Origin of the sequence: Nocardia sp. No.11, from assembly GCF_038752175.1 — a bacterium.
Classification (GTDB): Bacteria; Actinomycetota; Actinomycetes; order Mycobacteriales; family Mycobacteriaceae; genus Nocardia; species Nocardia canadensis.
The window spans coordinates 21410-37973 of record NZ_JBCGFB010000038.1 but is presented as its reverse complement, the minus strand read 5'-3'; the positions used below and the strand labels follow the sequence as shown (position 1 = coordinate 37973).

18 protein-coding genes are annotated in these 16564 nt (G+C 69.3%); 13 read left to right on the top strand and 5 right to left on the bottom strand.

Annotated features, from left to right (window positions below; all coding sequences use genetic code 11):
* Positions 1-110 precede the first annotated feature (110 nt).
* Positions 111-866, top strand: a complete 756-nt coding sequence (locus tag V8688_RS14635; RefSeq protein WP_316576030.1) for a helix-turn-helix domain-containing protein — start codon at positions 111-113, stop codon at positions 864-866.
* Here V8688_RS14635 and V8688_RS14630 read toward each other — a convergent pair.
* Both V8688_RS14630 and V8688_RS14625 read right to left on the bottom strand, forming a co-directional pair.
* Positions 820-1809: an alpha/beta hydrolase gene (locus tag V8688_RS14630; RefSeq protein ID WP_342801022.1), complete on the bottom strand. Its 990-nt coding sequence runs from the start codon at positions 1807-1809 to the stop codon at positions 820-822. The genes V8688_RS14635 and V8688_RS14630 overlap by 47 nt on opposite strands.
* A 294-nt stretch (positions 1810-2103) precedes the next feature.
* The gene (locus tag V8688_RS14625; RefSeq protein ID WP_218719524.1) at positions 2104-2319 is read right to left on the bottom strand and encodes a hypothetical protein; all 216 of its coding nucleotides are present in this window, start codon (positions 2317-2319) and stop codon (positions 2104-2106) included.
* 130 nt (positions 2320-2449) lie between these two features.
* Here V8688_RS14625 and V8688_RS14620 point away from each other — a divergent pair, with 130 nt between their 5' ends.
* The 9 genes from V8688_RS14620 (at position 2450) to V8688_RS14580 (ending at position 11604) form a co-directional block, all read left to right on the top strand.
* A complete protein-coding gene (locus tag V8688_RS14620) occupies positions 2450-3661 on the top strand; it encodes a helix-turn-helix domain-containing protein (protein ID WP_218719523.1) in 1212 nt (403 codons plus the stop codon).
* Positions 3662-3748: 87 nt separating this feature from the next.
* Complete coding sequence (adh, locus tag V8688_RS14615; RefSeq protein WP_218719522.1) at positions 3749-5266, top strand: aldehyde dehydrogenase; 1518 nt, start codon at positions 3749-3751, stop codon at positions 5264-5266.
* Positions 5267-5279: 13 nt separating this feature from the next.
* Positions 5280-5675, top strand: a complete 396-nt coding sequence (locus V8688_RS14610; RefSeq protein ID WP_218719521.1) for a DUF779 domain-containing protein — start codon at positions 5280-5282, stop codon at positions 5673-5675.
* Positions 5676-5838: 163 nt separating this feature from the next.
* Positions 5839-7266 carry an ethanolamine permease gene (gene eat, locus V8688_RS14605; protein ID WP_342801021.1) on the top strand — a complete coding sequence of 476 codons (1428 nt, stop codon included), beginning with the start codon at positions 5839-5841 and terminating at the stop codon, positions 7264-7266.
* A 72-nt stretch (positions 7267-7338) separates the two neighbouring features.
* Entirely contained in the window at positions 7339-8751 is a 1413-nt protein-coding gene (locus V8688_RS14600; protein WP_218719519.1) for an ethanolamine ammonia-lyase subunit EutB, read from the top strand.
* A gap of 104 nt (positions 8752-8855) precedes the next feature.
* The gene (gene eutC, locus V8688_RS14595; protein WP_308248556.1) at positions 8856-9632 is read left to right on the top strand and encodes an ethanolamine ammonia-lyase subunit EutC; all 777 of its coding nucleotides are present in this window, start codon (positions 8856-8858) and stop codon (positions 9630-9632) included.
* 1 nt (position 9633) lies between these two features.
* Positions 9634-10896, top strand: coding sequence for a haloacid dehalogenase-like hydrolase (locus V8688_RS14590; RefSeq protein ID WP_218719517.1), 1263 nt, complete (start codon positions 9634-9636; stop codon positions 10894-10896).
* 50 nt (positions 10897-10946) lie between these two features.
* Positions 10947-11345 carry an NUDIX domain-containing protein gene (locus V8688_RS14585; protein ID WP_218719516.1) on the top strand — a complete coding sequence of 133 codons (399 nt, stop codon included), beginning with the start codon at positions 10947-10949 and terminating at the stop codon, positions 11343-11345.
* Between the two features lie 52 nt (positions 11346-11397).
* A complete protein-coding gene (locus V8688_RS14580; RefSeq protein ID WP_218719515.1) occupies positions 11398-11604 on the top strand; it encodes a hypothetical protein in 207 nt (68 codons plus the stop codon).
* A gap of 1 nt (position 11605) precedes the next feature.
* Here the strand turns inward: V8688_RS14580 and V8688_RS14575 are convergent, their stop codons facing one another.
* Positions 11606-11866, bottom strand: coding sequence for a hypothetical protein (locus V8688_RS14575; RefSeq protein WP_218719580.1), 261 nt, complete (start codon positions 11864-11866; stop codon positions 11606-11608).
* Positions 11866-12726 (bottom strand): mycothiol conjugate amidase Mca, encoded by an 861-nt coding sequence (mca, locus tag V8688_RS14570; RefSeq protein ID WP_218719579.1) that lies wholly within the window; start codon positions 12724-12726, stop codon positions 11866-11868. The genes V8688_RS14575 and mca overlap by 1 nt, the downstream gene beginning before the upstream one ends.
* Before the next feature lie 121 nt (positions 12727-12847).
* Between mca and V8688_RS14565 the strand changes: the two genes are divergently transcribed.
* Entirely contained in the window at positions 12848-13306 is a 459-nt protein-coding gene (locus V8688_RS14565; protein WP_218719514.1) for a DUF4307 domain-containing protein, read from the top strand.
* 238 nt (positions 13307-13544) lie between these two features.
* Positions 13545-14036, top strand: a complete 492-nt coding sequence (gene greA / locus V8688_RS14560; protein WP_218719513.1) for a transcription elongation factor GreA — start codon at positions 13545-13547, stop codon at positions 14034-14036.
* Between the two features lie 95 nt (positions 14037-14131).
* On the opposite strand, the gene V8688_RS14555 is transcribed toward greA, so the two are convergent.
* Positions 14132-15274 (bottom strand): cystathionine gamma-synthase, encoded by a 1143-nt coding sequence (locus V8688_RS14555; protein WP_218719512.1) that lies wholly within the window; start codon positions 15272-15274, stop codon positions 14132-14134.
* Between the two features lie 99 nt (positions 15275-15373).
* Here V8688_RS14555 and V8688_RS14550 point away from each other — a divergent pair, with 99 nt between their 5' ends.
* Positions 15374-16555, top strand: coding sequence for an acyl-CoA dehydrogenase family protein (locus V8688_RS14550; protein ID WP_218719511.1), 1182 nt, complete (start codon positions 15374-15376; stop codon positions 16553-16555).
* The last annotated feature ends 9 nt before the right edge of the window (positions 16556-16564 follow it).

Genomic DNA, 16564 nt, shown 5'->3' with positions numbered 1-16564 from the left:
CCGTCTCGTAGATAGTGTCTAGGAGATAGTATCTCAGGGAGACTAACTATGGCGATAGTATTCCCGCAGCGGCCGAGCCGACGCCGCCGAACTCCGAGGAGGTAGTTGCCGTGACGGCCGACGAGGCGATCCCCGCCGACCTGGCCAGGCTCTGGCGACTACCCACCCCGGCCCGGCTCGGACGACCGGCCGAACTCGATGTCGACACGGTCGTGCGCACCGCGGTGGACCTGGCCGACCGGGGCGGCCTGGACGAGGTGACGCTGACCAAAGTCGCGGCGGCCCTGGGCTTTACGAAGATGGCGCTCTACCGCCACGTCGGCTCGAAGGACGAGCTGTTCGAGCTGATGGCCGACTTCGCGCTCGGTCCCGCGCCGACGTGGACGACCCCGGCCCAGTGGCGCGAGGGACTCCGCCGCTGGGCCCACGCCCTGCTCGCGGCCTACGCCGCGCACCCGTGGGTGCCGCAGCTGCCGATCGCCGGGCCGCCGCGCGGACCCCACGCGATCAGCTGGATGGATGCCGCGCTGCGCCCCCTCGCGGCGACCCGGCTCGACTGGGCGACCAAGGTGGGCGTCGTGATGCTGGTGAGCATGCACGTCCGGCAGGCGAGCCTGCTCACCCAGCAATTGACCGACGGCAGAGCGGAATCCGGCCTGAGCGAGTCCCAGGTCAACCAGAACTACGGCGCCGCGCTGGCCCGGCTCGTCGACGCGGAGCGATTCCCGGAGGCGGCCGGACTCTTCGCCGCGCCGGTCTTCCGGTCGCCGTCGGACCAGCCCGCCGACAGCGACTTCGTCTTCGGTCTCGAACTGATCCTCAACGGCGTTGCCGCGGAGATCGGTGCGCCACAAGACGATCGGTGAGGAACTCGACCATCTGGGCCCGCGCGGCCTTCGCCTGGGAAACCAGTCCGGGCAGGGTGATGAAGGCGTGCGGCGCGCCGGGATGTTCGGCGAGCCGCACCGGGGTCCCGGATTCGCGCAGCCGCTCGGCGTAGCGGCGGCCTTGGCCGGCGACCGGATCGACCGTCGGGATCAGGACGAGTGCCGGGGCCAGCCCTGCCAGCTCGGCGTAGAGCGGCGAGACCGCGCGGGCATCCGAGCCCGGCGGAACGGCCAGCCGCTGGAACAGATCGAGGCGTGGGCGGGTCAGCATGGGGCTGTCGGCGTGCTCGGTCATCGAGGGATAGTCGAATATCGTCGCGGTGAGGTCGACGGCCGGATTGACCAGGATCTGCGCCCGGAGCGGGAATTCGGTGGCCGCGGCCCGGATCGCGGCCATGGCGGCGATCAGGCCGCCGGTGCTCTCCCCGGCCACGGCGACCCGTGCCGGATCGATGCCCCAGTCCTCGGCGTGCGCGACCACGTGGCGCAACACATCCCAGCCGTCGTCGACGGCCGCGGCCAGCGGAGTGCCCGGCGCGAGCAGCCGATGCTCGACCGAGACGACGAGCGCGGGCAGACGGGCGGCGAGATGACTGTTGGCCCAGTCGCATTGGGTCGCGGTGCCGACGAATCCACCACCGTGGACGTGCACGATCAGCGGCAGGGGCGTGGCACCGTCGCGCACCGGCCGGTACACCCGCACCGGGAGCACGCGATCGGGCAGGACCACTTCCCGCCAGTCGATTGCGGCGCCACGATCGGGAGAACCGGTGATCACGCGGGCGAGACGGGCGGAGGCCTTGCGGTTGGCGGCATCCCGGACGACGACCAGATCCTCGGGCGTGAGCGACGGCCAGTCCGGCTCCTTCTGTAAGGCGTGCAGCAGCCGTACGCCCCGGGGCGCTCGTTCGCGTGCGGTCATATCGATCCTCCTCGCTCACGCCGCGTCACCGATGACGCGGTTTCGGATACGACACACAGCATCGGCCGCAGGCCGATCGAGGTATTGGACAAATATTCCCGTCGCGGATCCCGTGCCACGTCCAGGTGTACCGGGACCTGTCGCCTCCGGCGGACGCACTCGTTCGCGGCGCGACGATCGATCAGCGATGTCGCCGCCCAGCGGATCAACCGACGGTCGCGGTCGCGTACGGCCGACCGGCCCACGCGACATCGTCGACCGAGAGCCACGGCGCGCTCGCCGGCGCCGCCGGTGTCAGCCCGGTGAAAGCCCCGCCTCATCACCGGCGTCGACGAGAAACCCGTCCCCGACATCGAGGAAGACCGTCACCGCCGGATACGGCACCAGCCGCAGCTCGACATCCGTCGTGGCCTGCCCGGCGAACCCCGCCATCGCCACCCCCGGCAGCGACGACCCCGGGACCGCGACATCCACCGCGGCCCCGGCGATCCGAACCGGCTCGACAGGCACACCGCCATCGGACGAGCGGTCGACGAGGCCGTCGTCCGCCCTCGAAAGTGCTGCTCAGCGGGCGGAGGTGGGGCATGATGAGAGGTGCAGACCGTATCGTGCAATCGAACAGGAAGACGCGAAACCGCTGATGGCATCGCAGCTGACACTCTCGGCACAGCGCGCTGCGCTGGAGCGGGAGTGGGCGCAGTGGGTGCCCGCGGGGGAATCGGCGCTCGGGCGTAGTTCGGCCGTGCGGACCGAGGTGGCGCAATCGTGGCTGCGGTCGTTGCGGACGGTGGATCCGGGGCGGGACTGCGCCCCGGAGAGCGAGACCGACATCGGGCCGCGGTGGGCGGAGTCGCCGCTGCGCGGGCCGGTGACCGAACTCAAGGAACAACTGCACAGCGTCGCCGACGACGCCGGATACGTCGCCGCGGTGACCGACGCGTCGGGCACCATCCTGTGGACCTACGGCGGACCGGTCATGCGCAGGCGGGCCGAGCAGGTCAACTTCGCGCCAGGGGGCCGCTGGGACGAGGCGCACATGGGCACCAACGCCCTGTCGCTGGCATTGCGCACCGATCAGCCGCACACCGTGTTCTCGGCCGAGCATCTGGTCGCCGCCCTGCACGGCTGGGTCTGCTACTGCGCGCCGATCCGCGCCGCCGACGGCACCCTGCTCGGCGTGCTCGACCTGTCGACCACATGGAAGCGCTCCCATCCGCTGGCGATGGCGACCGTGCGCACCATGACCACGGCCATCGAATCCAAACTGCACGCGGCGCTGCCCGCGCCGGCGGGCATGCGGCTGACCTGCCTGGGCACCGGCCGGTTGATGCGCGACGGCACCCCGATCCGGCTGCGCCCGCGCCAGCTCGAGATCCTCACTCTGCTCGCCCTCGACGACGACGGCTACAGCCACGAACGCCTGCACTACGCCGTCTACGGCGATCGAGCGGTCGGCGCGAGCACGCTGAAATCGGAGATGTCCTACCTGCGCCGCGCCACCGGCGGCGACATCACCAGCCGCGTCTACCGCTTCACCACCGCCCTGTCCTGCGACGCCGTCGACGTCGTGCGCGCGCTCGAGACCGGCGACCTCGACACGGCCGTCCGGCTGTATCACGGTCCGCTGCTGCCGGATTCGGACACGCCGGGCATCAGCGAATGGCGCGACTACCTCGAGGTCGCCATGCGCAATGCCGTGCTGGCCAGCCCCGACGCCGACCACGCGCTCACCTACGGCGAGGCCGCCCCCGACGACATCGCGGTGCACGAACACGCCCTGGCCCTGCTGCCCCCGCGTGACGCGCGCCGCGCCGTCGCCGCGGCCCGCCTGCACAGCGCACTTCGCGCCTGATCGGTCCGGCTTCAACGTTTCATCAACCCTCGCGGCGGATAGTGATGGGCGTCACGCTTCACCGGAATCAGCGAGGAGCCTCCGCACATGATCTACGCCAAGCCGGGCACCGAGGGCAGCATCGTCAGCTACGCGCCGCGGTACGACAATTTCATCGACGGCAAGTGGGTCCCGCCCGTCGAGGGCCGGTACTTCGAGAACACCTCGCCGGTGGACGGGCAGCCGTTCTGCGAGATCGCCCGCTCGACCGCGGCCGACATCGAACTGGCCCTCGACGCCGCCCACCGCGCCGCCGACGCCTGGGGTGCGACCTCCGCCGCCGAGCGCGCCAACATCCTGAACAAGATCGCCGACCGGATCGAGGCGAACCTCGAGGCGCTGGCCGTCGCCGAGACCTGGGACAACGGCAAGCCGGTCCGCGAGACCCTGGCCGCCGACCTGCCGCTGGCGGTCGATCACTTCCGCTACTTCGCCGGTGTGCTGCGGGCGCAGGAGGGCGGGATCAGCGAGGTCGACGCCGACACCATCGCCTACCACTTCCACGAGCCGCTCGGCGTGGTCGCCCAGATCATCCCGTGGAACTTCCCGATCCTGATGGCGACCTGGAAGCTGGCGCCCGCGCTCGCGGCGGGCAACGCCGTGGTGCTCAAGCCCGCCGAACAGACCCCGGCCTCGATCATGAAGGTGGTCGAACTCGTCGCGGATCTGCTGCCGCCGGGTGTGCTCAACGTGGTCAACGGCTTCGGTGTCGAGGCGGGCAAGCCGCTGGCGTCGAGCCCGCGCGTGGCCAAGGTCGCCTTCACCGGTGAGACCACCACCGGCCGGCTGATCATGCAGTACGCCAGCGAGAACATCATCCCGGTGACGCTGGAGCTGGGCGGCAAGAGCCCCAACATCTTCCTGCCCGACGTGATGGCCGCCGACGACGACTTCCTGGACAAGGCCGTCGAGGGCTTCGTGATGTTCGCGCTCAACCAGGGCGAGGTCTGCACCTGTCCCTCGCGCGCGCTGATCGCGTCCTCGATCTACGACGAGTTCATGGCCCGCTGCGTGGAGCGCACCAAGGCGATCGTCAGCGGCAATCCGCTCGACGAGGCCACCATGATCGGCGCGCAGGCCAGCAACGATCAGTTCGAGAAGATCCTGTCCTACATCGACATCGGTAAGAAGGAAGGCGCCGAGGTCCTCACCGGTGGCTCGGTGCGCGCCGTCGACGGGCTGGCCGGGGGCTTCTACATCGAGCCGACCATCTTCAAGGGCAGCAACGACATGCGCGTGTTCCAGGAGGAGATCTTCGGTCCGGTCGTCGCGGTGACCACCTTCGACTCCACCGACGAGGCGCTGAAGATCGCCAACGACACCCTCTACGGCCTCGGCGCCGGCGTGTGGACCCGCGATATGAACACCGCCTACCGGCTGGGCCGCGGGATCAAGGCGGGCCGGGTGTGGACCAACTGCTACCACGCCTACCCGGCGCACGCGGCGTTCGGCGGCTACAAGAAGTCCGGCATCGGCCGCGAGAATCACAAGATGATGCTCGACCACTACCAGCAGACCAAGAACCTGCTGGTCAGCTACTCGCCGCAGAAGCTCGGCTTCTTCTGATGGCGCGACGCTGATGGTAGGGCGAGTAGACCTCACCGACCAGGCGGCGACGCTGCTGCGGGAACTGACCGGGCAGCACGGCCCGGTCATGTTCCACCAATCCGGCGGCTGCTGCGACGGCAGTTCCCCGATGTGTTACCCACGCGGCGAGTTCCGCGTGGGCGCCTCGGACGTGCTGCTGGGATATCTGCCGGGCGAGACCCCGTTCTGGATGAGCGCCGACCAGTTCGAGTACTGGAAGCACACCCATCTCACCGTCGACGTGGTGCCCGGCCGGGGCAGCGGCTTCTCGCTGGAAGCCCCCGAAGGCGTGCGGTTCCTGATCCGCTCGCGCCTGCTCACCGACGACGAGGTGGCCGCGCTGGAATCCCAGCCGCCGCCGCCCACCGGTGACACCGTTCAACAGTGATGTGAAACACGCGCAATCACATCGTTTCCGCAGGTCGGCGGCGCTCGATACGCGCCGCTGACCTGCGGGTTCCACGGCCGTAACAGTCGTCAACCATTCTTCAACCCTCGACGATCACCGTTGCCGTCGCTACGCGCTTGTTTGTTGATGAGGAGATTTCCCTGTGAGTACCGACGCGATTCCCGCCGCGGGGTCGGACACCCCCGCCGACGACTATCTCGCCAAACGCACCCTGCGCTCCGGCTCGGCCGGCTGGGTGCTGCTGGCCGGCCTCGGCGTGAGCTATGTGATCTCCGGTGACTACTCCGGCTGGAATTTCGGCCTCGCCGAGGGCGGTTTCGGTGGTCTGCTGATCGCCGCGATCGTCATCGCGGCCATGTATCTGGCCATGGTGCTCGGCATGGCCGAGCTGTCCTCGGCACTGCCCGCGGCAGGCGGCGGCTACACCTTCGCCCGGCGCGCGCTCGGACCGTGGGGCGGATTCGCCACCGGCACAGCGGTTCTCATCGAGTACGCGATCGCGCCCGCCGCCATCGCCACCTTCATCGGCGCCTACGTGGAATCGCTGAACCTGTTCGGGATCACCGACGGCTGGTGGGTGTATCTGGCGGTGTACGCGCTGTTCATCGGCATCCACCTCGGGGGCGCGGGCGAGGCGCTCAAGGCGATGTTCGTGATCACCGCGATCGCGCTGGTCGGCCTGGTCATCTTCGCGATCGCCGCGCTCGGCAAGTTCGACGTGGCCAACCTGACCAACATCGCGCCCGACCTCGACGCCGCCGGTTCCTCGTCGTTCCTGCCGTTCGGCTACCTGGGTGTCTGGGCAGCGATCCCCTTCGCCATCTGGTTCTTCCTGGCCGTCGAAGGCGTGCCACTGGCGGCCGAGGAGGCCACCGAGCCGGAGAAGAACGTGCCCAAGGGCATCATCGTCGCGATGCTGCTGCTGGTGGTCACCGGCGCGGTGGTGCTGTTCCTGGTGACCGGCGCGCTCGGCGCCCAGGGCGCGTCGTCCTCGGGCAACCCGCTGGTCGAGGCGCTCGGCGACAGCCCGGCGGCCAAGGTGGTCAACTACATCGGCCTGGCCGGTCTGGTGGCCAGCTTCTTCTCCATCGTCTACGCCTACTCCCGGCAGACCTTCGCGCTCTCGCGGGCCGGCTATCTGCCCACCAGCCTGTCGGTGACCAACTCCCGCAAGGCGCCGGTGCTGGCGCTGATCGTGCCGGGTGTCATCGGCTTCGCCCTCTCGCTCACCGGCGAGGGCGCGATGCTGCTGAACATGGCCGTGTTCGGCGCGGCCGTGAGCTACGTGCTGATGATGGTGAGCCACATCGTGCTCCGGGTCCGCGAGCCGAACATGCCGCGCCCCTACCGCACCCCCGGCGGCATCGCGACCACCTCGTTCGCCCTGGTCATCGCGGCGGCATCGGTCGCGGCGACCTTCCTGGTCGACCCGAAGGCGGCACTGTTCACCCTCGGTGTGTTCTGCGCCTTCATGGCCTACTTCGGCCTCTACAGTCGCAAACACCTGGTCGCCAAGTCGCCCGACGAGGAATTCGCCGCGCTGGCCAAGGCCGAACAAGACCTCGAATAACCGCACCCCAGGCACCCGGCGGCGACGCGATCGCCGCCGGGTCACCGATCCCGCGAAAGGAGGCGGCACCCGATGACCGTGTACCGCAGTTCCGCCGGCACCACGACCTATACGTTCGACGGCCTGGTCGATCTCCTGGCCAAGGCCACCCCCGAACGCAGCGGCGACCAGCTCGCCGGCTGCGCCGCCGCGACCGACGCCGAACGGGCGGCCGCGCAGTGGGCGCTGGCCGACGTGCCACTGACCACCTTCCTCGACGAAGTGGTCGTGCCGTACGAGACCGACGAGGTCACCCGGCTGATCATCGACAGCCACGACCGCACCGCGTTCGGCCCGATCGCCCACCTCACCGTGGGCGGGCTGCGCGACTGGCTGCTCGCGGTCGCCGCCACCGACGACGCCGCGACGACGCTGGCCGCGGTGTCGCCCGGACTGACGCCGGAGATGGTGGCGGCGGTCAGCAAGATCATGCGCAATCAGGATCTGATCGCGGTGGCCAAGGCGACCGTGGTGACCGCGGGCTTCCGCACCACCATCGGCCTGCCCGGCCGGTTGAGCACCCGGCTGCAACCCAACCATCCGACCGACGATCCGCGCGGGATCGCCGCCGCCACCCTGGACGGGCTCCTGCTCGGCTGCGGTGACGCGGTGATCGGCATCAACCCGGCCACCGACTCGCCCCAGGCCACCGCCGACCTGCTGCACCTGCTCGACGAGGTCCGGCTGCGCTTCGACATCCCGACCCAGTCGTGCGTGCTCTCCCACGTCACCACGACCATCGGGCTGATCGAGGCGGGCGCGCCGGTGGATCTGGTGTTCCAGTCGGTGGCAGGCACCGAGGGCGCGAACGCCGGCTTCGGCGTGAACCTCGCGCTGCTGCGCGAGGGCAACGAGGCCGGACGCTCACTCGCGCGCGGCACCGTCGGCGACAACGTGATGTACCTGGAAACCGGGCAGGGCTCGGCGCTGAGCGCGAACGCTCATCTGGGCGTGGGTGATCGGCCGGTGGATCAGCAGACGCTGGAAGCACGCGCCTACGCCGTCGCCCGGGAGCTGCGGCCGCTGCTGGTGAACACGGTCGTCGGGTTCATCGGACCCGAGTACCTCTACGACGGCAAGCAGATCATCCGGGCCGGGCTAGAGGACCACTTCTGCGGCAAGCTGCTCGGCCTGCCGATGGGCGTGGACGTCTGCTACACCAACCACGCCGAAGCCGACCAGGACGACATGGACACCCTGCTCACCCTGCTGGGGGCGGCGGGCTGCGCCTTCGTCATCGCCGTGCCGGGCGCCGACGACGTGATGCTGGGCTACCAGAGCCTGAGCTTCCACGACGCGCTCTACGCGCGGCAGGTGCTGAACCTGCGCCCCGCACCGGAATTCGAGGCGTGGCTGTCCGGGCTCGGCATGCTCGACGCCAACGGCCGGATCCGCCAGGTGGCACCGCTGTCGTCACCGCTGCGCGCCCTGGCGGCGAACCGATGAAACCCATCGCGACCAAGCCCGTGCTGCGCATCGTGCGATCGAATACCGAGCCGAGAGGACACGTCGTGGGCGAGTCGACACCGGACGAGCGCGCCGAAGCCGCTGTGGCCCAGGAGTTCTGGCGCGATCTGCGGCGCAACACCCAGGCCAGGATCGGGCTCGGCCGCACCGGTGACGCCCTGCCCACCACCGAGGTCCTGGCCCTGCGGGCCGCGCACGCCGCCGCCCGCGACGCGGTGCACGTCCCGCTCGACGTGGAGATCTTCACCGAGCAGATCGCGAGCATGGGCCTGGGTGAGCCGGTGACGGTGACCAGCAAGGCCGCCGACCGCTCGGAATATCTGCGCCGTCCCGACCTCGGCAGGCTGCCCGCCGACCTGTCCGGCATCGACAACCACGGTGCCGACATCGGTTTCGTGCTCGCCGACGGGTTGTCCCCGCGCGCGCTCACCGACCACGGCGCGGGTCTGCTGGGCGCGCTGGCCGACGAACTCGCCGACCGCTACACCCTGGCCCCGCCGGTGATCGCCACCCAGGCGCGCGTGGCCCTGGGCGACCACATCGCCGCGGCGATGGGCGTGCGGACGGTCCTGGTGATCATCGGGGAACGCCCCGGCCTCTCGGTCGCCGACAGTCTGGGCATCTATCTGACCCACGCCCCGCGTCCCGGCCGCGCCGACGCCGAGCGCAACTGCATCTCCAACATCCACCCGCCCGACGGACTCACCTACCTCGACGCCGCCCGCGTCGTGGCGGGACTGGTCGCGGGCGCGCGCAGGCTCGGACGCTCGGGCGTCGACCTCAAGGACACCTCCCGCGCCGACAGTCTGGGCGCAGATACCTCGACCATCGCCGCGGCGCTGGAGAACAAGGACCACTGACATGACGAAGATCTCCGCCCTAGCGGCGGTGGCGATGACGGCTGCCCTGATGACCGCGACCGCCTGCGGAACCGACGAATCACGCTCGGTGTCGGAGGCCTGTTCGACCCTCGACGCGAGCCAGGTCTGGTACGGGGACAACAAGGAACGGATCGCGCGGTTCATCGAGGAGACCGGGCGGTGCGGCGCGGGCGGTACCGGCGCGGCGCCGCTGGCGCTGTTCGATTGGGACAACACGGTCGTGAAGAACGATATCGGCGTCGCCACGTTCTATTGGATGCTGGCCAACGACAAGGTATTGCAGCCCGTCGACCGGAACTGGGCCACGGTCGGCGCGCATCTGAGCCCGGACGCCGCGGGCGCGCTCGCCGCGGCCTGCGGTGCCGCCGATCCGAACACCCCGCTGCCCACCTCGACGAACACCGCCTGCGCCGACGAGCTGGTCGCGGTGGCCGACAGCGCCAAGACCACATCGGGCAAAGCCGCCTTCACGCAGTACGATCACCGCCGCACCGAACCCGGCTACGCGTTGGTCGTTCAGCTGATGCGCGGCTACACCGAGGCCCAGATCACCGACTTCGCCCGCGCCGCCCGCGCGCAGAACCTCGCCGCGGCCGAAGGAGCCGAGCAGACCGTCGGCACCACGAAGGTCGACGGCTGGGTGCGCTACTACCCGCAGATGACGGACCTCATCCGGGTGCTGCGGGACAACGGGTTCGACGTGCGCATCATCTCCGCCTCGGCCGAACCGGTGGTCAAGGTCTGGGCCGAGGAACTGAACATCCCCGGTGACCGGGTCATGGGCGTTCCCCTGCTGGCCGACAACGGCGTCTACACCGGGCACCTCCCCGGCTGTGGCGATGCCGGGACCGACCAGGTGATCACCTACATCGACGGCAAGCGGTGCCGGATCAACGAGCAGGTGTTCGGCGTCCGGGGCGCCGCGGCCTTCCAGCAGCTGCCCGCCGACCGGCGCGCCGCCTTCGCCGCGGGTGATTCCGACACCGACGTGGTCTTCCTCGGCGACGCGACCGGCCTGCGCCTGGTCATCAACCGCAACAAGACCGAACTGATGTGCAATGCCTACGGCTCGGCGGACGGCACGTGGGTGGTGAACCCGATGTTCCTCGGCCCCAAGCCGCGCAAGTCCGATCCGTATCCTTGCGCGACGGCGGGTTACATCACCCCCTCGGGCGGCGGCGCGCCGTTGCACCGTCCCGACGGCAGCGTGATCCCCGATCAGCAGGACCTCGTGTTCGGGTGAGAGCCGGATCACCGGTCGACGATGTGGCGAGTCACCCTAGAGTGATCTCCATGATCCGCACCGCCGCCCTCGCCCATGTCCGCGACCGCAGGCTGATCCAGACGCGCCCGGAAGGCAAGGACGTCTTCTACATGGCGGGCGGCAAGATCGATCCGGGCGAAACCCCCCTGGAGGCGCTCCATCGCGAGATCGAGGAGGAACTCGGCGTCGGGCTCTCCGGCGTCGCCGAACTCGGCATCTTCGAGGCCGAGGCCTTCGGTCACGGCAAGAACACCGGCCTGCACATGACCTGTTTCCTCGCCGACTTCACCGGCGAACCCCACGCCACCGGCGAAATCGCCGAATTCCGCTACTTCACCGTCAGCGAATACGCCGCCATGGACCACGTGGCCCCCGGCTCCATGATGGTCTTCCGCCGCCTCCACGAGCTCGACCTCATCGATTGGTGAGTACCAGGCGTTTCGGCGAAACATTGCGCGCCGGTGCGACGATCACACTCTCGTGACGGGGACAGAGGCACTACAGAGCACGGAGTTGACCGCGGCCGAGCGCAGAGCCGCGCTCCGCAGGCTCGTGGTCATCTTCGGGTTGATGAACAAGATGATCGAGCTCAGCGCGACCGGTGCGCCGCGGCAGCTGGCCGAGCACGCGGCCGCCGCCAGGGATCTGGTCGGCGAGCTGGTGACCGATATGGCGCAGCTGCCCTAGCTCAGTCGGTCTTCGGGGCCGGCGGGGTGCTGTCGCCGGCTTCCGGCTCGATGGCGCCCGGCTCGGTGCCCTCGTCCGCCTTCTGGTCCGGTTCCGGGTGCTCGGGCTCGAACGTCTCGGGCAGGCCCTTGAGATGCTTGTTCATCGAGCGCACGAGCAGCACGGTGCCCGCGAGCAGGATCAGGATGACCAGCAGGCCCAGCGGCGACGCCTTGCCGAACTCGGGTCCGGTCGGGGTGTTCTGAGCGAGGTAGACCAACATCACCGGTCGGCGTCCTCGATGCCGGCGAACAGGTCGGTCTCCGGGATGGCGGTGCTCACCCTCGTCTTGGCCAATTCGAACTCCTCGGTCGGCCAGAGCCGCTGCTGCATCTCCAACGGGATCGCGAAGAACGCCCCGTTCGGATCGATCTGGGTAGCGTGCGCGCGCAGGGCGTCGTCACGCTGGGGGAAGTATTTGGAGCATTCGATCTGGGTGGTGACCCGGCTCCACGAATCGCCGCGCTTGAACTGCTTCATCCGGTCCAGCCACTCCTGCAGCGGGAACGGTTCGCCGATGCGCTCGTACTCCTCGGCGAAGGCCTCCAGGCGCTTCATGCTGAAACCGTGGTCGTAGTACAGCTTGAGCGGGGTCCACGGCTCGCCCGCCGCGGGGAACTTCGCCGGATCGCCCGCCGTCTCGTACGCGGCGACCGACACCTCGTGGCACCGGATGTGATCCGGATGCGGGTAGCCGCCGTTCTCGTCGTAGGTGGTGATCACGTGCGGCTTGAAATCGCGCACGACGCGCACCAGTGCCTCGGTCGACTCCTCGAGCGGCACCAGCGCGAAGCAGCCCTCGGGCAGCGGCGGCAGCGGGTCGCCCTCGGGCAGGCCGGAGTCGACGAAGCCGAGCCAGTGCTGGCGCACGCCCAGCGCGTGGGCGGCCGCGGCCATCTCCTCGCGCCGGACCTCCTCGATCCGGTCCAGGACACCGGGGGTGTCCATCGCGGGGTTGAGGATGCTGCCGCGTTCACCACCGGTCAACGTCACGACCAGGACGTCGACGCCCTCGGCCGCGTACCTGGCCATGGTCGCGGCGCCCTTGCTCGATTCGTCGTCGGGGTGTGCGTGCACCGCCATGAGGCGAAGGCCACTCACGTCTCGTTCACCATCGCTCTCGCTCGCGGGTGTCAGAACTTCGTTCCCTATAGTTCCATCCGACCCCCCGTTTGTTCCGACCACCCCCGGGAGCGAGAAACCGATGACCGAGCCCGCACCGGACTCCGCGGCGACCTCGGCCGCCGCCGCAGCCCGACACGCCGACCGTTACGGCACAAAACCACCGGCGCGCCGGACGTGGGTGCTGGTCGTTCTCGGGATCGGTGTGCTGGTCGCCGGGGTCGGCGTCGCCTTTCTGGGGTTCCAGAAGTACGGCCCGAAGGCGATCGAGACCGAGCAACTCGGCTACGTGGTCGTCGACGACGCCACGCTGACGGTGCGGATGAAGGTCACCCGCGACGACCCGCGGCAGCCCGTCGTCTGCTTCGTGCGTGCCATGGATCGCGACAGCGCCGAGGTCGGCAGGCGGGAGGTGCTCGTGCCCGGCTCCGATTCCACCAGCGTCCAGGTGACCACCACGGTCAGGTCCTCCGCGCGCCCGTCGGCGGGCGATATCTACGGCTGCACCGACCAGGTCCCGGGCTATTTGCGCGCCGAATAGCAGGCTCGCCTAGCCTGACCTGCATATTTATGAGACATGCTAAAATGGCCTGATACACGGTTCCGGGGCTCGGAGCCGTGTTTGCTGCATTGGCGGCCAGCGGTGCTGTTTCCGGGTTACGGGTTCACCCCCAGGATCGCTCCAGCCGTCGGGCTGGTGCATGCCCTCCTCCGGAGGGTACAGCGCCGGTTTCAGGGAATCCCGGTGCGCCGGGAACAACTACTAGGGAGTGATCGAGATGACCGAGAATGTGACCTGGCTTACCCAGGAGTCGCACGACAGGCTCAAGGGCGAGCTGGACTCGCTCATTGCCAATCGTCCGGTCATTGCCGCCGAGATCAACGAGCGCCGCGAAGAGGGCGACCTCAAGGAGAACGGCGGCTACCACGCCGCGCGCGAGGAGCAGGGCCAGCAGGAGGCGCGGATCCGCCAGCTGCAGGAGCTGCTGAACAACGCCAAGGTCGGCGTCGCCCCCACCAAGTCCGGCGTCGCCCTGCCGGGTTCGGTCGTCACGGTCTACTACGACGGCGACGAAGACGACACCGAGACCTTCCTGATCGCGACTCGCGAAGAGGGCCTGGGCGCCACCAACCTCGAGACCTACTCGCCGAACTCCCCGCTGGGCGGCGCGCTGATCGACGCCAAGGTGGGCGAGACCCGCGAGTACACGCTGCCCAACGGCAACACCATGAAGGTGACGCTGGTCAGCGCCGAGCCGTACCACGGCTGATCCTGGCCTGACCGAGCCCGCACCAACCGAACCCGAACGCGAGCGGCCGCACCCGAACATCGGATGCGGCCGCTTCGTCATCTGTGGGGTCCCGGTCAGCTCAGAGCCTGCTCGACATCGGCGAGCAGGTCGCTGATGTCCTCGATGCCGACCGAGAGGCGCACCAGGTCGGCGGGGACCTCCAGCGCCGAACCCTCGGTGCTGGCGTGGGTCATCGCGCCCGGGTGCTCGATGAGCGACTCGATACCGCCCAGCGACTCGGCCAGGGTGAAGATCTCGGTGCGCGAGCAGAACTTCAGCGCGGCCTCCCGGCCGCCTGCCAGTCGCACCGAGATCATGCCGCCGCTGCGGCGCATCTGCTTCTGCGCGATCTGGTAGCCCGGATGGGTCGGCAGGCCCGGGTAGATCACCTGCGAGATGGCCGGGTGGTTGGTCAGGAACTCCGCGATCACCTCGGCGTTGTCGCAGTGCTTCTCCATCCGCACGGCCAGGGTCTTGATGCCGCGCAAGGTGAGGAAGGCGTCGAACGGGCCGGGCACCGCGCCCGCGCCGTTCTGCAGGAACGCGAACGCGGTGTCGAGCTCCTCGCTGTTGGTGATCAGGGCGCCGCCGACGACGTCGGAGTGCCCACCCAGGTACTTGGTGGTCGAGTGCACGACGATGTCGGCGCCGAGCAGCAGCGGCTGCTGCAGGTACGGGGTGGCGAAGGTGTTGTCGACGACCAGCTTGGCGTCGGCCTCATGCGCGATGTCGGCCAGCGCCGGGATGTCACCGATGCTCAGCAGCGGGTTGGTCGGGGTCTCGATCCACACCAGCTTGGTGTTGGGGCGGATGGCCGCGCGCACCTGGTCGAGATCGGCGATGTGCGCGGGCGAGTGCTCGATGCCCCACTGGCTGAAGACCTTGTCGATGAGCCGGAAGGTGCCGCCGTAGGCGTCGTCGGGGATCACGATGTGATCGCCGGGGCGCAGGGTGGCGCGCAGCGCGCAGTCGGTGGCCGCCATGCCGGAGGCGAAAGCCCGCGCGAAGCTGCCCGATTCGAGGGCGGCGAGGTTGCCTTCCAGCGCGGTGCGCGTCGGGTTGCCGGTGCGCGCGTATTCGTAGCCGCCGCGCATGCCGCCGACGCCGTCCTGGGCGAAGGTGGAGCTCGCGTAGATGGGCACGTTGACCGCACCGGTCTGAGGATCGGGTTCATATCCGGCGTGGATGGCCCTGGTCGAGAATCCCAGCTCACTCATGGCCTCAGACTAGTTGGCCGGTTTCCGGGCCGTGCGCAGGGGTATTCGCGGTGTACCGAGTGCCGGATTCCCCGCCGACCGTGCGGCTACGCTGGCGCCATGGTGACTGTCGAAGAGTTGTTCGCGATCGACCCGTTGCTCTCCCCGGAGGAGCGCGAGATTCGCGACACGGTGGCCCGTTTCGGCGAGCGCAGGCTGCGCCCGCACATCGCCGACTGGTTCGAGGCAGGCACGTTCCCGGCCAGGGAGATCGCGCCCGAACTCGGCAAGCTCGGACTGCTCGGCATGCATCTGGAGGGCTACGGCTGCGCCGGGGCCTCGGCGACCGCCTACGGCCTGGCGTGCCAGGAACTCGAGGCCGTCGACTCCGGCGTGCGCAGCATGGTCTCGGTGCAGGGCTCGCTGGCGATGACCGCGATCCACTTCTTCGGCTCCGAGGAACAGAAGCAGCGGTACCTGCCCGCGATGGCGGCGGGCGAGGTGATCGGCTGTTTCGGGCTCACCGAACCCGACTACGGCTCCAACCCCGGCGGGATGCGCACCAGGGCCAAGCGCGACGGGGACGACTGGGTGCTCAACGGGTCCAAGATGTGGATCACCAACGGCTCGGTCGCCGACATCGCCGTCGTCTGGGCCTACGCCGAGGAGCCGGGCGAGGCCAAGCCGCGAGTGCGCGGCTTCCTGGTGCCCGCCGGCACTCCCGGCTTCACCACCCGCGAGATCCACCGCAAGCTGTCGCTGCGCGCTTCGCTCACCGCCGCACTGGATTTCGACGATGTGCGACTGCCCGCCGACGCGGTGCTGCCCGCATCGGGCGGGCTGAGCTCCCCGCTGGCGTGTCTGAGCGAGGCCCGCTTCGGCATCGTCTTCGGCGCGCTGGGCGCCGCGCGGGACTGTCTGGCCTCGGCGATCGACTACGCGCGCACCCGCGAGGTGTTCGACAAGCCGCTGGCCGCCTACCAGCTCACCCAGGCCAAGCTCGCCGATATGGCCCTGGAGCTCGGCAAGGGCCAGTTGCTGGCGCTGCACCTGGGCCGGTTGAAGGACCGGCACGAGATCACCGGCGAGCAGATCAGCGCGGGCAAGCTCAACAGCACCCGCGAGGCCATCGCGATCGCCCGAGAGTGCCGAACCATCTTGGGCGCCAACGGGATCACGCTGGACTACCCGGTGCTGCGGCACGCGAACAACCTGGAGTCGGTGCTCACCTACGAAGGCACCGCCGAGGTGCACCAGCTGGTGATCGGCAAGGCGCTGACCGACGCGAACGCCTTCCGCTAGCCGGAACCC

Excerpts from the sequence above, each read along its gene's own strand:
- V8688_RS14630 (WP_342801022.1), bottom strand. The coding sequence starts at position 1,809 with ATGACCGCACGCGAACGAGCGCCCCGGGGCGTACGGCTGCTGCACGCC.
- V8688_RS14620 (WP_218719523.1), top strand. The coding sequence starts at position 2,450 with ATGGCATCGCAGCTGACACTCTCGGCACAGCGCGCTGCGCTGGAGCGG.
- adh (WP_218719522.1), top strand. The coding sequence starts at position 3,749 with ATGATCTACGCCAAGCCGGGCACCGAGGGCAGCATCGTCAGCTACGCG.
- V8688_RS14610 (WP_218719521.1), top strand. The coding sequence starts at position 5,280 with ATGGTAGGGCGAGTAGACCTCACCGACCAGGCGGCGACGCTGCTGCGG.
- V8688_RS14600 (WP_218719519.1), top strand. The coding sequence starts at position 7,339 with ATGACCGTGTACCGCAGTTCCGCCGGCACCACGACCTATACGTTCGAC.
- V8688_RS14590 (WP_218719517.1), top strand. The coding sequence starts at position 9,634 with ATGACGAAGATCTCCGCCCTAGCGGCGGTGGCGATGACGGCTGCCCTG.
- V8688_RS14585 (WP_218719516.1), top strand. The coding sequence starts at position 10,947 with ATGATCCGCACCGCCGCCCTCGCCCATGTCCGCGACCGCAGGCTGATC.
- V8688_RS14575 (WP_218719580.1), bottom strand. The coding sequence starts at position 11,866 with ATGTTGGTCTACCTCGCTCAGAACACCCCGACCGGACCCGAGTTCGGC.
- mca (WP_218719579.1), bottom strand. The coding sequence starts at position 12,726 with ATGGCGGTGCACGCACACCCCGACGACGAATCGAGCAAGGGCGCCGCG.
- V8688_RS14565 (WP_218719514.1), top strand. The coding sequence starts at position 12,848 with ATGACCGAGCCCGCACCGGACTCCGCGGCGACCTCGGCCGCCGCCGCA.
- greA (WP_218719513.1), top strand. The coding sequence starts at position 13,545 with ATGACCGAGAATGTGACCTGGCTTACCCAGGAGTCGCACGACAGGCTC.
- V8688_RS14555 (WP_218719512.1), bottom strand. The coding sequence starts at position 15,274 with ATGAGTGAGCTGGGATTCTCGACCAGGGCCATCCACGCCGGATATGAA.
- V8688_RS14550 (WP_218719511.1), top strand. The coding sequence starts at position 15,374 with ATGGTGACTGTCGAAGAGTTGTTCGCGATCGACCCGTTGCTCTCCCCG.